This is a genomic window from Enterobacter cloacae complex sp. ESBL7 (genome assembly GCF_041679625.1).
Taxonomy (GTDB): Bacteria; Pseudomonadota; Gammaproteobacteria; order Enterobacterales; family Enterobacteriaceae; genus Enterobacter; species Enterobacter asburiae_B.
This window is the reverse complement of sequence record NZ_JBGORN010000009.1, coordinates 50,296-64,382: the sequence shown is the minus strand read 5'-3', so window position 1 is coordinate 64,382 and position 14,087 is coordinate 50,296. Positions and strand designations below refer to the sequence as shown.

Genomic DNA, 14,087 nt, shown 5'->3' with positions numbered 1-14,087 from the left:
CATTCAGCTCAGCAGTGTGAAAGCAATCATCCCGACAATGGCACCCGTCGTGCCAAGGATGGTTTCCATCAGCGTCCAGGTTTTCAGGGTTTGCGCTTCGGTGGCGCCGGTAAATTTACCGAACAGCCAGAAGCCCGCGTCGTTAACGTGAGAGACCACAATCGAACCGCCCGCGATACAGATAGACAGCGCGGCCATCTGCGCACCGGAGTAGTTCAGCTGTTCAATCACCGGCATCACCAGACCCACGGCGGTTAAGCACGCCACGGTTGCGGAACCCTGGATGATGCGCACCGCCGCGGCCAGCACGAAGCAGGTGACCGCAATCGGCAGGCCCATCCCGGTCAGCGCTTCGCCCAGAGCCGGGCCCACGCCGGAATCCACCAGCACCTGCTTGAACACGCCGCCAGCGCCGATCACCAGCAGGATAATGCCCGCCGGCTGCAGCGCGGCACCGCAGATCTCCATCATCCGATCTTTCGGCATTCCCTGACGCATCGCCAGGCCGTAAATCGCCACCAGACAGGCCACCAGGATCGCCGTAAACGGGTGACCGATGAACTCGAACCATTCGTAGGCGCTGGAACCCACCGGCACAAAGCGCGCGGCGATGGTTTTCAGACCCACGAGAACCAGCGGGAGCAGGATCAGCGACAGGCTGAAGCCAAAGGACGGCATTTTGCCCTCGCCCAGGTGCGGCTCGGTGATGTCATCCGGAATGTGTAGCTCAACGTAACGGCTGATAAAGTTGCCCCACAGCGGACCGGCAATAATCATCCCCGGGATTGCCGCGCACAGGCCGATCAGGATCATCCAGCCAAAGTCAGCGTGCATCTGAGACGCCAGCAGCATCGGCGCAGGCCCCGGCAGCAGAAACGCTGCGGCTGCCGCCACGCCCGCAAACAGCGGAATAACCAGCTTCACAAGGTTAGTGCCGGTATGGCGCGCCATGGAGAACGCGACGCTTATCAGCAGCACAACGGCCACTTCGAAGAACAGCGGCAGCGCGCAAATCAGGCCAGCCAGACCAATCGCGTAGTGCGCGCGGCTGTGGCCGAAGGACTTCAGCATCTTGACGGCAATCTGGTCGACCGCGCCCGTCTCGTGCAAAATCTTGCCAAACATCGCGCCAAGGGCGACCACAATCGCCAGGAAGCCCAGCGTGCCGCCCATCCCTTTTTCCATCGTCGCGGCGATCTTGTCGAGCGGCATACCGGAAAAGAGACCTGCACCTATAGAAACCACCATCAAAGCGACAAAAGCGTGCATACGCGCCTTCATCACTAAAAACAGCAGCAGCAACACGGAACCCACTGCTGTCAAAACTAGCGTTAATGTACTCAAAACTTACTGCCTTTTATTAATGACCTCGATGGTGCTGGCAACAACACCTTCCAGTGACTGATCGATATCAACCACTAAGACGTCTTTCTCATCATCACCCGGCTCCTGCAGCGCTTCGAACTGCGTCACCAGCATCTGGGTTTTGAAGAAGTGACCTTTACGCGCCTTCAGACGGCTTTCAATCACCTCGAAATCCCCTTTCAGGTAGATGAAAGAGAGGTTCGGGTTGCCGTCGCGCAGCAGGTCGCGGTAGGTTTTTTTCAGCGCAGAGCAGACGATCAGGGAGACTTTGTTGGTACGCTGCATGGCGAACGCGGCGTCATTCAGCGCCTGCAACCACGGTTTGCGGTCGTCGTCGTTCAGCGGCTCGCCGGAGGCCATTTTCATGATGTTGCTGCGCGGATGGAGGAAGTCGCCATCAAGGAACGCAGCCTGGAGTTGATGCGCCACTTCGCTGGCTACGGCTGATTTCCCGCTACCGGAAACGCCCATCAGGACGTAGACGTGGTGATCGTGATTAGTCGTGCTCAAAGGGTGTCCCTCAGTCAATTGTTACGGGTAACAGTTATCGGTAACATTGTCCTGCCGGGGCAAAAGAGAAGCAATATCCAAACGTGCGCGAAGTGAATAAGTGTGAGCTACTTCAAATTTGTCAGTTCAAATAGATCCACCCGGTGACAAGGTGAAACCTAAATCTAACATTTTTGGGGTAACCGTCTCGCCACGAATGCGCGCCAGCAGGCGTTCTGCGCCAATGCGGCCCATACGTTCACGCGGGGTTAGGACGCTCGCCAGACGCGGCTCCATCACCTGGCCAATGTCGTGACCGTGGAAACCGGCAATTGCCATATCATCCGGGATCTTGAGCCCCAGACGCTGACACTCAAACGCCGCGCCGACCGCAAGGTCATCGTTGGTACAGAAAATACCGTCCAGTTGTGGATACTCGCGTCGTGCCTGGCGCATCAGCTCAATACCCGACGTATAGGAAGAGGACTGCTCCACCATCACGCTGTAGGGGGTTAAGTTCGCGTCGAGCATAGCCTGCTCGTATCCCTTCTGTTTGATGATAGTACGTTCATCAAGACGCGCACCCAGATAGGCGATATGACGATGCCCACGGGCGATGATCGCCGCCGTCATCTGGCGCGCCGCTTCGAAGTTATCGAACCCCACGGCGATGTCGAGGCACGGCGACTGGCTGTCCATTAGCTCCACCACCGGGATACCGGCCACTTCAATCATTTTGAGCGTGCGGGCAGTGTGGGTACGTTCCGTTAAAATCAGGCCGTCGATGTTCCAGGAAAGCATCGATTCAAGACGTTCTTCTTCCAGTTCCGGCTTGTACCCGTAGTGGGCGAGCATGGTCTGATAGCCAAAAGCATCGGTGACGCTTTCAATGCCGCGCAAAACTTCGGCGAAAACCTGGTTGGTCAGGGAAGGAAGCAGGACGCCCACCGCACGGCTGGTCGCATTGGAGAGAATATCGGGCGCGCGGTTGGGGATATAACCCAGTTCATCAAGGGCCGCGGCAATCTTGCCACGCAACGCCACGGAAACCTGTTCCGGGTTACGTAAAAAACGGCTGACCGTCATTTTGGTCACACCGACGCGATCGGCGACATCCTGAAGTACGGGGCGTTTCTTTTTCATCGTCCTGAGAAATCTAGAAGTGAGAGATTTGCTCAGTTTATCACGGACAAAGCCCATCCTTCCCCTGTCAAAGGGAAGGATGGGCATTTATTTATGATTTATTACACCGGCGGCAGGTCAAACAGCAGAATTTCACTTTCGCTGTCGGCATGCACGGAAAGCGCCTGCTCATCCCAGACGGCGAGGCCATCGGCGGTTGTCGCTTTGGTGCCGTTGATGGACACTTCTCCTTTCACCACCTGGATCCAGACGCGGCGGTTGGCGGCAATCTGGTGCACAGACTGTTCGTCTTTCGCCAGCGCCCAGCGGTACAGTTCCATATCCTGATGCACCTTCAGAGAACCTTCACGCGCATCCGGGGACAGCACCAGCTGTTTGCCCTGTTTCGCGTCGAAGCGGCGCTGCTCGTAGCGCGGCGTGATGCCGGTCTCTTCTGGAATGATCCAGATTTGATACAGGTGCAGTTTTTCCGTTTTGCTCGGGTTGTACTCGGAGTGACGCACCCCGGTACCCGCACTCATAATCTGGAACTCGCCCGCCGGAACCTGCTCTTTGTTGCCCATGCTGTCCTGGTGTTCCACCGCCCCTTCCAGCACATAGGTCAGGATTTCCATGTCTTTGTGCGGGTGGGTACCGAAGCCCTGGCCTGCATCAATCACGTCGTCGTTAATCACGCGCAGTGCGGAGAAGCCCATGAAGTTCGGGTCGTAGTAGTCGGCAAACGAGAATGAATGCCATGAGTCCAGCCAGCCATGATTCGCGTGACCACGTTCGTTTGCTTTGCGTAAGTAGATCATTGTTTCACCCTCAGTTCGTTTCGATGGAGTAAGTGTGGACGTAAACCGCCTGGGATCATAGAGGGTGAAAATTGACTCCTCTGTTCAAAAATTATGAACAAGCACAGAGGAGCCGTTTTTGCTTATTTCGCGAGGGTTACCGTGGCAGGAGAAGCCTGCTCAAAGGCCCGCTCGAGGATTTCCAGGTTGGTCAGAACGTCAGATTCCTTGACGTAATTCGGCGCGCTAGTTGTGAGAGTTTCATACAGCGCATCGTAGACGCGGCCATAGTCGCCAATTTCCGGTTTCAGCTCTTCCCTGACCGTTACGCCCTCATCGTTCACATACTCCAGCACGCCCACGGAATTATCCGCCGCAAAGCCCGGTTCACCCGGCATGATGTTGGCCTTCAGGCTGGTCTCCTGCTGGTCGATGCCGTACTTAATGAACGATCCTTTGGTGCCGTGAACGATAAATTTCGGATAGTCGATTTTCACCAGATGGCTGGTTTTGACGATGGCCTTCAGGTCGCCGTAGAACAGCTGCGCTTCAAAGGTGTCGTCCGGGTTGGCTTTGTTACGCAGGCTGCGGATGTCATACGCCACGTGGTCCGGTCGGCCAAACAGAGAGATGATCTGGTCCATCGTATGCACGCCCAGACCATAGAACGAGCCGTCCTGCGGCAGGCCGGGTTGGGTTTCCGCCACCGGACGGTAGTAATCGAAGTGGCTTTCGATTTCCACAATGTCGCCCAGCTTGCCGCTTTCAATCGCCTTTTTCGCCGTCAGGAAGCAGCTGTCAAAGCGACGGTTCTGATACGGCGTAACGGTCAGGCCTTTACTTTTCGCCAGCGCGAACAGCGCTTTTGCTTCGGCGATAGTTGGGGTGAACGGCTTTTCCACCAGCACGTTTTTACCCGCTTCCAGCGCGCGTTTCGCATAGTCAAAATGGCTGTCGGCGTGGGTGCAGACAACAACCAGTTTGACCTGCGGGTCGTTAAGCACTTCATCAAGATCGCTGGTGAAATGGATATGGGAATACTGCGGGGATTGCTCTTCTGGCTTCGCGCGGCGGCGGAAGATGTGCGCGACGTGCCAGCTGTCTTTACGGTTGAGAACATACGGCAGGTGGTAGCGGGTCGTACTTTTACCAAATCCAATAAATGCGCAATGTAGTGTCATGGCTCAGTCCTTTTGGAAGGTTACTGAGTCTAACCATAACAAAAAAAAAGCCAGCTAAAAGCTGGCTAAAGTAATACTGGAAGCAATGTGAGCAATGTCGTGCTTTCAGGTTCCCGTAGCGGTCTTCCTGAATGCAGAGCAATAATAATCATTCTCATTCGCACTTGTCCAATACTTTTTGCAAAAAATAGCGGTTGACTCAAATTTTAAAGTCATTGATGTTGAAAGGGACGTTTAACTGACTGAGGAACAAGGAATGAGTGAGATAGTGATACGCCATGCGGAACCGAAAGATTATGACGCCATTCGTCAGATCCACGCCCAGCCGGAGGTGTACCACAACACACTACAGGTTCCTCATCCCTCTGAGCAAATGTGGCAAGAACGGCTATCCGACCAGCCCGGCATCAAGCAGCTCGTCGCCTGCATAGACGGTCATGTCGCCGGCCATCTGTGCATCGTCGTCGCGCAACGCCCGCGCCGCAGCCATGTGGCTGATTTTGGGATTTGTGTCGGCGCGCAGTGGCAAAACCGGGGCGTTGCCAGCGCTCTGATGCGCACTATGATTGATATGTGCGATAACTGGCTGCGCGTTGACCGCATTGAGCTGACGGTATTTGTCGATAACGAACCGGCGATTGCGGTGTACAAAAAACACGGGTTCGAAATTGAAGGCACCGGCAAACGCTATGCCCTGCGCAACGGCGAGTATGTGGACGCGTATTATATGGCGCGAATGAAGTGACACACTCCCCTCACCCCGGCCCTCTCCCCACAGGGGCGAGGGAGAAAAGACCGCACCGTGCAATCCCCTCTCCCCTGCGGGGAGAGGGTTAGGGTGAGGGGAATCGTTAATACCCCGCCGACAAATCATCCACCGACCGCGGATCCGACGCGCCAAACAGCGCCCCGTCCGGCCCGACCATAATGCTCTGGGTGCTGCCCATCGCCTCCTTCACCGCCACCTTCTGCCCGCGCTGTTCCAGCAGCTTGATGGTGTCCGGGCTAAAGCCCTTCTCCACGCGCAGCTCGTCCGGCAGCCACTGGTGATGGAAACGCGGTGCGTTGGTCGCTTCGGCGACGTTCATCCCAAAGTCGATGCTGTTCACCACCATCTGCAGCACGGTAGTGATAATACGGCTCCCGCCAGGGCTGCCGGTCACCAGCCAGGTTTTCCCGTCTTTCACGACAATGGTGGGCGACATAGAAGACAGCGGACGTTTCTTAGGCCCTACTGCATTCGCATCGCCGCCCACCAGCCCGTAGACGTTCGGCACGCCCGGTTTGGCAGAGAAGTCATCCATCTCGTTGTTCAGCAGAATGCCGCTGTTGCCCGCCACAATCCCGGTGCCGAAGGTGGTGTTGAGCGTGTACGTCACCGCCACCGCGTTACCGTCTTTATCCACCACCGAGAAGTGGGTGGTCTGGTTGCTTTCATACGGCGCCAGCTTGCCGGGGCGGATCTCGCTCGACGGTTTAGCCTTGTTGATGTCGATCTGATCGGCAATGGATTTGGCATACGCCTTGTTGGTCAGCGCCTGCCACGGCACCTTCACGAAGTCCGGATCGCCGAGATATTCCGACCGGTCGGCGTAGGCGCGTTTTTCCGCTTCCGCCATCACCTGCATGGCGTCCGCGCTGCCGAAGCCGAACTTGTGCATATCGAAGTTTTCGAGAATATTGAGGATCTGCACGATGTGGATCCCGCCGGAGGACGGCGGCGGCATGGAGAAGACCTCGTATCCGCGATAGGTACCGCTAATCGGCTCGCGCTCCACCGCCTTGTATTCCGCCAGATCCGCTTTGGTGATGAGCCCGCCGTTTTTCTGCATCTCTTCGGCAATCTGGTCGGCTATTGCCCCTTTGTAGAAGGCGTCCGGACCGTGCTCCGCAATCAGCTCCAGGCTTTTGGCGAGGTTCTTCTGCACCAGCCTGTCGCCCTTCTTCAGCGGCTCACCGCCTTTCCAGAAGATGGCCTTGCTGTTTTCGTGATTCGGAATCACTTCGCTACCGTAGGTCTTGAGGTCGTCCGCCAGCGCATCGTTTACCACAAAGCCGTCGCGCGCCAGCTTGATGGCAGGCTGCACCACCTTGTTCAGCGGCATCGTGCCGTATTTTTCCAGCGCCAGCGAGAAGCCCGCAACGGTGCCCGGCGTGCCGGTGGCGAGGTGCGAAGTCAGGGATTTTTTGCTGTCAGGGTTACCCTGATCGTCGAGGAACATATCGCGGGACGCCTGAGAAGGCGCCATTTCGCGGAAATCGATGGCGGTAGTTTTGCCGTCTTTGGTACGCAGCATCATAAAGCCGCCGCCGCCCAGGTTCCCCGCCTGCGGATGCGTCACCGCCAGCGCATAGCCGACGGCGACCGCTGCATCCACCGCGTTACCGCCCTGCCTGAGAATATCGACGCCCACTTTGGTTGCCAGCGCATCCACCGACGCCACCATGCCATGGGTTGCCCGCACGGGATGAAAAACATCTTCCTCCACGCCGTAAGAGACCGGAGGCGCCGCTGGCGGGTTGGCCGCCACGCTAAATGTACCGCCTGCCATCAGCGCGGCGATGGCGACCCAGCGCAAAAACGTTGGTTTCATCATTATTGTTCTCCAGGTGAAGGGATCCATATTCCCCGCTTAAGCCTGGTTCACAACTCCTAAAAAATCATCGTCATGGTGAAATCGGGGTAAACTTAAGAGAGACCTCAAAAGGAGGAAATGACAATGAAACGCTTATGGATCCTTACGGCGCTGATCCCGTTTGCCGCGCTCGCACAGCCACTCAACACCCTGAACAACCCGAACCAGCAGGGTTACGTTATCCCGAGCCAGCAGCGTATGCAGACGGAGATGATGAGCCAGCAACAGCAGCAGAAAGGAATGCTTAATCAGCAGCTTAAAACGCAGACCCAGATGCAGCAGCAAAGCCTGCAAAATCAGATGAACGCCAACACCCAGCGCGTGCAGCAGGGGCAGGTACGCGAGCAGCCGCTGCCGAATAAAAACGGCGGGATGTTAGGAGGAATGACGTCGTCAGGCAGCGGACAGCAGCACATGCTTCCGCCGCAGTCGAATGGCAGTATGCTTAATCCGCAGAACTAAAGTCCGGGCCGATCAGGTCGATTGCATCGGTACAGATGCTGTCCACGCCCCAGCGCAGCAGTTCGGCTGCGCGCTGGGGTTTGTTAACCGTGTAGACCAGAATATGCAGGCCTGCGTCCTTCAGCATCTTCACCCGCGCCTCATCCAGCAGCCTGTGGTTGAGATGGATAGAAACGCACGCTAAGCGTGTCGTCAGCTCGCGCCAGTCCTCGCGCCACTCGTCAAGCAGCAGCCCGCGCGGCAGCTCCGGTACGGCCGCCTGTGCGGCCTCCAGCGCATCGATTTCAAATGATGACAGCAGCGGCGCGGTCATCCCTTCCCACAGTTCGCGCGCGGCCAGGGCAATGACTTTGCCCGTCAGCGGCCCGGTGCCGGTGGTCGGTTTGATTTCGATATTGGCCATCATGCCGTGCTGGCGACAGCGATCGGCCACTTCCGCCAGCAGCGGCAGCGGTTCGCCTTTGAATTCGCCGCTGTACCAGCTTCCGGCGTCCACTTTCAGCAGATCGCGCCACGGCAGCTCGCCCGCCACGCCCCAGCCGTTGCTGGTGCGTTCGAGGTTATCGTCATGCAGCAGGAAAATTTCGCCGTCTTTCGACAGCTTGGCGTCGAACTCGATCATCGTGTGACCGTAGCGCGCGCCAACGTCAATCGCCGCCAGGGTGTTCTCCGGCGCCAGCTTACCGCCGCCACGGTGGGCGACGACGTGGGGATAAGGCCAGTTGCTCATACTCGTTGTCCTGTTTCACCGTCAAACAGGTGCAGATGGTTTTCCGGCAGGTGCAGCCACAGCGTGCTGCCTGCTTTCGGGCGCTCCTGATGTGCCAGGCGCACCACCATTTTTTGTTCGCCCCAGCGCCCGTGCGCCAGGTTATCTGCACCCAACATCTCCAGCGTGTCCATCACCAGCGGCACGCCGCCGTCCGCCTGAGAGGTTAAAACGATATGCTCGGGGCGGATACCGAGCGTCATCTTACGCCCGGCGTAGCCACGATAGTACCAGTTGATCGGCAACGCCATCCCGCTTTCCAGTTCAAAATGCGTGCCCGCGCTGCTGATACGCCCTTCAAGCAGGTTCATTGCCGGGCTGCCGATAAAGCTCGCCACAAAGCGGGTGGCCGGTTTCTCGTACACTTCCACCGGAGTGCCAATCTGTTCGGCGATGCCTTTGTTCATCACCATCACGCGCTGGGCGAGGGTCATGGCTTCGACCTGATCGTGGGTCACATACAGGGAGGTGGTGTTCAGGCGACGGTGCAGCTGCTGCAGCTCAAGACGCATCTGCACGCGCAGCTTGGCGTCGAGGTTAGACAGCGGCTCGTCGAACAGGAATACCGCCGGATCGCGCACGATGGCGCGCCCCATCGCCACGCGCTGGCGCTGGCCGCCGGAAAGCTCGCGCGGGCGGCGCTTCAGCAGTCCGTCCAGCTCGAGAATGCGCGCCGCTTCTTTCACGCGCTCGTCGATATGGCCTTTGCCCATGCCGCGGATTTTCAGCCCCCAGGCCATGTTCTCTTCCACGCTCATGTGCGGATAGAGGGCGTAGTTCTGGAACACCATTGCGATGCCTCTGTCTTTCGGCTCCATCTCGGTGACGCGCTGACGGTCAATCCAGATATCCCCGGAGGTCACGCGCTCCAGCCCCGCCACCATGCGCAGCAGGGTGGATTTGCCACAGCCGGACGGGCCGACCATCACGATGAATTCTCCGTCCGCCACGTCGAGCGTCAGCGGCTGAATCACCTGGGTTTTGCCATCCCAGCTTTTGGTTACTGCCTGAAGTTTTAAACCTGCCATCTTATTTCTCGCTATCGACCAGGCCGCGGACAAACGCGCGCTGCATGGCTAAAACAATGACTACGGGTGGGATAAGGGTGAGCAACATCGCCGCCATCACCTGGTTCCAGAGGGTGGTGCCTTCGCCGGTGGCGATCATGCCTTTGATGCCCGCCACGGCGGTACCGAGGTTAACGTCCTGAATAATCAGCAGCGGCCACAGGTACTGGTTCCAGCCGTAGATAAAGGTGATCACAAACAGCGCCGCAAGGTTGGTTTTCGACAGCGGCAGCACGATGTCGCGGAAGAAGCGCATCGGCGACGCGCCGTCGATGCGCGCCGCTTCAATCAGCTCGTCCGGCAAGGTCATAAAGAACTGGCGGAACAGGAAGGTGGCGGTCGCCGAGGCCATCAGCGGCAGGGTTAAGCCCGCGTAGCTGTCGAGCATCTTCAGGTTGGCAATCACTTCTACCGTCGGGAAGATACGCACCTCTACCGGCAGCATCAGGGTGATAAAAATCATCCAGAAGAAGAGGTTACGCAGCGGAAAGCGGAACCAGACGATGGCGAAGGCCGAAAGCATCGACACCGTAATTTTGCCGACCGTAATGCCAAACGCCATGATGAAGCTGTTGAGCATCATCAGCCAGAACGGCGCGCTGTTGGCGCCCACGCCCAGGGTCCAGATGGTCTTCATGTTCTCGAAAAGATGCCCGCCGGGGAGCAGCGTCATCGGCGTGTCGAACACCGCTTTGGTGTCCAGCGTGGCGGCGACAAACGCCACGTACAGCGGGAAGAGGATGACGATAATCCCTAAAATCAGCATGGTATGGCTGAAAATCGTCAGCCCGCGACGGTTCTCAATCATTGGTAGCGCACCTTACTTTCGACATAGCGGAACTGCACCACCGTGAGGATGATGACGAGGAACATCAGCACGACCGACTGCGCGGCGGAGGCGGAGAGATCCAGCCCCGCAAAGCCTTCGCGGTAGATTTTGTAAATCAGCGTGGTGGTCGCCTGCACCGGGCCGCCTGCGGTCGCCGCGTCGATCACCGGGAAGGTGTCGAAGAAGGCGTACACGAGGTTAACCACCAGCAGGAAGAAACTCACCGGGGCGATCAGCGGCAGCGACAGCCTGAAGAAACGACGAATGGGCCCTGCGCCGTCAATCGCCGCGGCTTCCACCAGCGAGCGCGGAATGGACTGCAGCGCGGCAAAGAAGAACAGGAAGTTGTAGCTGATCTGCTTCCACACCGAGGCGAACACCACCAGGAACATGGCCTGACCGCTGTTCTGGGCGTGGTTCCAGTCGTAGCCGAACTCGGCCAGGAAGTGGGTAATCAACCCGCGACCGGGGTTAAACAGGAAGATCCACAGTACGGCGGCGACGGCGGGAGCCACGGCGTAAGGCAGCAGCATCAGGGTTTGATAAATACGGCTGCCGCGCACCACGTAGTCCACCAGCGCGGCGAAAAACAGCGAGGCAACCAGACCGCTGACGGTCACCAGCGCGCTGAACTTCATCGTCGTCCAGAAGGAGTCCAGGTAGTAGCTGTCGTGGAACAGTGCGGTAAAGTTGTCCAGGCCAACAAACTGGCTGGAAAGCCCGAACGGGTCGACGCTTTGTACCGAGTACCACAGCGCTTCGCCCGCAGGCCAGATAAAGAAGATAACGGTGATGACCAGCTGCGGCGCGACCAGAAGATAGGGCAGCCAGCGGGAACGGAACACCGGACGGGATGATGACATAGGTTTGCTCTGTAGGTATTCACCCCTCACCCCGGCCCTCTCCCCAAAGGGGCGAGGGAGAAAAGACGGCTCCGCGCAGTCCCCTCTCCCCTATGGGAGAGGGTTAGGGTGAGGGGCAGGTTTGAATTACGATTTGGTCGACTGCTCAAAGCGGCGCAGCAGCTGATTCCCGCGCTCTACCGCAGAGTCCAGCGCCTGCTGTGGCGTTTTCTTACCGGTCCACACGCTTTCCAGCTCTTCATCCACGATGGTGCGGATCTGCGGCATGTTGCCCAGACGCAGACCCTTGGTGAACGGCAATGGCGGCTTGTTCAGCATCTGACGCGTCGCAATGTCCGCGCCCGGGTTCTTGCTGTAGAAGCCCTGCTCGCGGGTCAGGTCGTACGCGGCTTTGGTGATCGGCAGGTAGCCGGTCTTCTGATGCCACTCGGCGGCGTTTTCAGGCTTCGCCAGGAAGTCGAGGAATTCGGCTACGCCTTTGTAGGTGCCCTTGTCTTTACCCTGCATCACCCACAGGCTCGCCCCGCCGATGATGGCGTTCTGCGGCGCGCCCTTCACGTCAGCGTCGTACGGCATCATGCCCACGCCGTAGTTGAATTTGGCGTAGTGACGGATATCCGCCAGCGAGCCGGAAGAGGCGGTGGTAATGGCGCAGTCGCCGTTGTAGAACTTCTCGGTGGATTCGTCTTTACGTCCGAAGTAGCTGAAGTCGCCCTTCTTGTTCAGATCGGCAAGCAGCGCGATATGCTTCACCTGCTCAGGCTTGTTGAACTCCAGGACCGCGTCGGTGCCGTCGAAGCCGTTGTTTTTGGTCGCAACCGGCAGACCGTGCCAGGCGCTGAAGTTTTCAATCTGGATCCAGCCCTGCCAGCCGCTGGCGTAGCCGCACTTCATCCCCGCCGCCTTCAGCTTGGCGGTGTACTCCGCCAGGTCCTGCCAGGTTTTTGGCGGCTGTTCCGGGTCTAAACCGGCTTTTTTGAAGGCGTCTTTGTTGTAGTACAGCACCGGCGTGGAGCTGTTAAACGGCTGAGACAGCAGGTGGCCGGTTTTGGAATCGGTGTAGTAACCCGCTACGGTCGGCACGAACTGCGACTCATCGAAGTTGATGCCCGCTTCTTTGAACACTTCATAGACCGGTTTGATGGCTTTGGAGGCCATCATGGTGGCGGTACCCACTTCATAAACCTGCAACAGCGCAGGTGCGTTACCGGTACGGAAGGCGGCGATGCCCGCGCTCAGGCTCTGCTCGTAGTTGCCTTTGTACACCGGCACAATTTTGTAATCCGGATGGGTGTCGTTGAAACGCTGCGCCAGGGAGTCAACTTCTTTACCCAACTCCCCTTCCATGGAATGCCAGAACGGAATGGTGGTGACAGCCATTGCGTTCGTCGCAAAAGCCAGACCCAGTGCCAGACCCAAAGCTGTGTGTCGTAACGATGTCATTGTCATCTCTCTTATTGTGCCGGATGCGCGATATCACGCGTTTTATGCTCGCGAGGTAACATGACATGCTCGAATTACAGAAAAATAACTGTTTGTTTACAGATAAGTGACAGCCAGGCGTCAGGGGGATGATGGTTGTGTGAAAGGGGCTGGGGGGTGGTTTGGGTGTGGTCTGGTGCCCTCACCCCGACCCTCTCCCACGGGGAGAGGGAGAAAACATTAAAAAAGGCAACTTGCGTTGCCTTTTTGCTTTTACCTCGTGCGGTCTGGTGCCCTCACCCCGGCCCTCTCCCACGGGGAGAGGGAGAAAACATTAAAAAAGGCAACTTGCGTTGCCTTTTTGCTTTTACCTATCCGCCCAGATACGCGCTCCGCACCGCTTCGTTCGCCAGCAGCGCGTCGCCGGTATCCTCCAGCACCACGCGGCCGTTCTCCAGCACGTAGCCACGATCGGCGAGCTTCAGCGCCTGGTTGGCGTTCTGCTCGACGAGGAAGATGGTCATCCCCTCTTTGCGCAGCTGCTCGATGGTGTCGAAGATCTGCTGAATGATGATCGGCGCCAGACCGAGCGACGGTTCGTCCAGCAGCAGCAGGCGCGGCTGGCTCATCAGCGCGCGGCCAATCGCCAGCATCTGCTGCTCACCGCCGGACATGGTGCCCGCACGCTGGATGCGGCGCTCCCACAGGCGCGGGAAGAGTTCATATACCCACTTGATGCGGGTCTGGTATTCATCACGGTGAGCGAAGAACCCGCCCATCGCCAGGTTCTCTTCCACCGTCATGCGGGAGAAGACGCGGCGCCCTTCCGGAACAATCGCCACCGCCTCGCGCATGATTCTGGCGGTCTGCCAGTCGGTAATGTCTTTACCATCGAACACAATCCGCCCGCTGGTGGCGCGCGGGTCGCCGCACAGGGTGCCGAGCAGCGTGGTTTTGCCCGCGCCGTTGGCGCCAATCAGGGTCACGATTTCACCCTGATTGATATGCAGGCTGACGTCGTGCAGCGCCTGGATCTTGCCGTAGTGCGCGTTGACCTTGTCGAACGTTAACATCGCTTTTTCCAT

14 protein-coding genes are annotated in these 14,087 nt (G+C 58.1%); 2 read left to right on the top strand and 12 right to left on the bottom strand.

Translation table 11 applies throughout. From position 1 onward, the window contains the following. Positions 1–3: 3 nt before the first annotated feature. The 5 genes from gntU to ACERY3_RS20840 all read right to left on the bottom strand — a co-directional run bounded on the left by gntU (position 4) and on the right by ACERY3_RS20840 (position 4,954). Positions 4–1,344, bottom strand: coding sequence for a gluconate transporter (gene gntU, locus ACERY3_RS20860; protein WP_058842051.1), 1,341 nt, complete (start codon positions 1,342–1,344; stop codon positions 4–6). A 3-nt stretch (positions 1,345–1,347) separates the two neighbouring features. Next, positions 1,348–1,875 (bottom strand): gluconokinase, encoded by a 528-nt coding sequence (gene gntK, locus ACERY3_RS20855; protein ID WP_058842052.1) that lies wholly within the window; start codon positions 1,873–1,875, stop codon positions 1,348–1,350. 126 nt (positions 1,876–2,001) lie between these two features. Next, positions 2,002–2,997, bottom strand: a complete 996-nt coding sequence (gene gntR, locus ACERY3_RS20850; RefSeq protein ID WP_021242747.1) for a gluconate operon transcriptional repressor GntR — start codon at positions 2,995–2,997, stop codon at positions 2,002–2,004. Positions 2,998–3,098: 101 nt separating this feature from the next. Then, positions 3,099–3,794, bottom strand: coding sequence for a pirin family protein (locus ACERY3_RS20845; protein ID WP_003861565.1), 696 nt, complete (start codon positions 3,792–3,794; stop codon positions 3,099–3,101). Positions 3,795–3,916: 122 nt separating this feature from the next. After that, positions 3,917–4,954: an oxidoreductase gene (locus tag ACERY3_RS20840; protein ID WP_058842053.1), complete on the bottom strand. Its 1,038-nt coding sequence runs from the start codon at positions 4,952–4,954 to the stop codon at positions 3,917–3,919. A gap of 256 nt (positions 4,955–5,210) precedes the next feature. Here ACERY3_RS20840 and yhhY point away from each other — a divergent pair, with 256 nt between their 5' ends. Continuing rightward, positions 5,211–5,699, top strand: a complete 489-nt coding sequence (yhhY, locus tag ACERY3_RS20835; protein WP_045143059.1) for an N-acetyltransferase — start codon at positions 5,211–5,213, stop codon at positions 5,697–5,699. Positions 5,700–5,805: 106 nt separating this feature from the next. Here yhhY and ggt read toward each other — a convergent pair whose 3' ends face one another. After that, entirely contained in the window at positions 5,806–7,551 is a 1,746-nt protein-coding gene (ggt, locus tag ACERY3_RS20830) for a gamma-glutamyltransferase (RefSeq protein WP_072210884.1), read from the bottom strand. A 123-nt stretch (positions 7,552–7,674) separates the two neighbouring features. Between ggt and ACERY3_RS20825 the strand changes: the two genes are divergently transcribed. Then, complete coding sequence (locus ACERY3_RS20825) at positions 7,675–8,052, top strand: DUF2756 family protein (RefSeq protein ID WP_045888353.1); 378 nt, start codon at positions 7,675–7,677, stop codon at positions 8,050–8,052. Here the strand turns inward: ACERY3_RS20825 and ugpQ are convergent. The 6 genes from ugpQ to livF form a co-directional block, all read right to left on the bottom strand. Further along, complete coding sequence (ugpQ, locus tag ACERY3_RS20820) at positions 8,036–8,782, bottom strand: glycerophosphodiester phosphodiesterase (protein ID WP_045888354.1); 747 nt, start codon at positions 8,780–8,782, stop codon at positions 8,036–8,038. The genes ACERY3_RS20825 and ugpQ overlap by 17 nt on opposite strands. Continuing rightward, the gene (locus ACERY3_RS20815) at positions 8,779–9,849 is read right to left on the bottom strand and encodes a sn-glycerol-3-phosphate import ATP-binding protein UgpC (RefSeq protein ID WP_045888355.1); all 1,071 of its coding nucleotides are present in this window, start codon (positions 9,847–9,849) and stop codon (positions 8,779–8,781) included. The genes ugpQ and ACERY3_RS20815 overlap by 4 nt, the downstream gene beginning before the upstream one ends. A gap of 1 nt (position 9,850) precedes the next feature. Next, positions 9,851–10,696 (bottom strand): sn-glycerol-3-phosphate ABC transporter permease UgpE, encoded by an 846-nt coding sequence (gene ugpE, locus ACERY3_RS20810; RefSeq protein ID WP_058842054.1) that lies wholly within the window; start codon positions 10,694–10,696, stop codon positions 9,851–9,853. After that, positions 10,693–11,580: a sn-glycerol-3-phosphate ABC transporter permease UgpA gene (gene ugpA / locus ACERY3_RS20805; RefSeq protein ID WP_033144396.1), complete on the bottom strand. Its 888-nt coding sequence runs from the start codon at positions 11,578–11,580 to the stop codon at positions 10,693–10,695. The genes ugpE and ugpA overlap by 4 nt, the downstream gene beginning before the upstream one ends. A gap of 126 nt (positions 11,581–11,706) precedes the next feature. Continuing rightward, on the bottom strand, positions 11,707–13,023 hold the full coding sequence (gene ugpB / locus ACERY3_RS20800) for a sn-glycerol-3-phosphate ABC transporter substrate-binding protein UgpB (RefSeq protein WP_023310025.1): 1,317 nt from the start codon (positions 13,021–13,023) through the stop codon (positions 11,707–11,709). Between the two features lie 350 nt (positions 13,024–13,373). Next, entirely contained in the window at positions 13,374–14,087 is a 714-nt protein-coding gene (gene livF, locus ACERY3_RS20795) for a high-affinity branched-chain amino acid ABC transporter ATP-binding protein LivF (RefSeq protein ID WP_008500102.1), read from the bottom strand.